The 535-nt window shown below is 66.4% G+C and carries 1 protein-coding gene; it reads left to right on the forward strand.

Annotation, left to right across the window (positions count from 1 at the left end):
* Positions 1 to 20: 20 nt before the first annotated feature.
* Positions 21 to 535 (forward strand): ATP-binding cassette domain-containing protein (locus tag OR16_RS38640; RefSeq protein ID WP_006164794.1); only part of this gene is annotated, 515 nt, incomplete at its 3' end.

Below are 535 nucleotides of genomic sequence, written 5' to 3' on the forward strand. Positions count from 1 at the left end.
CCTCTCCGAAGTAGCTCCTTATGATTTCCGTCCGTAATGTCACGCTGCGCCGCGGCGCTAATGTCGTACTCGACCACGCGTCCGTCACCTTCGCCCCCGGCGAGAAGATTGGTCTTGTCGGCCGCAATGGCGCCGGCAAGTCGTCCTTCTTCGGCCTTCTCAACGGCACGCTGCACGAAGATGGCGGCGAGTTCTCGATTCCCGCCGCATGGAAGATGGGCCAGGTCGCGCAGGAGATGCCGGAGACCGAGCAGAGCGCGACCGACTTCGTAGTCGAGGGCGACACCGCGCTGTTGGCCGCGCAGGCCGAAGTAGCCGCCGCCGAGGCCAGCGACGACGGCATGCGCATGGCACACGCCTACATGGCCCTGCACGATGCCGGTGCACACGATGCCCCCGCACGTGCCCAAGCGCTGATCCTGGGCCTTGGCTTCAGTGCTGCGCAGCTTAGCCAGCCGGTCAACAGTTTCTCCGGCGGCTGGCGCATGCGACTGCAGCTGGCGCGCGCGCTCATGTGCCCGTCCGACTGCTGCTG

It is taken from the genome of Cupriavidus basilensis OR16, assembly GCF_000243095.1.
GTDB classification, from domain to species: domain Bacteria; phylum Pseudomonadota; class Gammaproteobacteria; order Burkholderiales; family Burkholderiaceae; genus Cupriavidus; species Cupriavidus basilensis_D.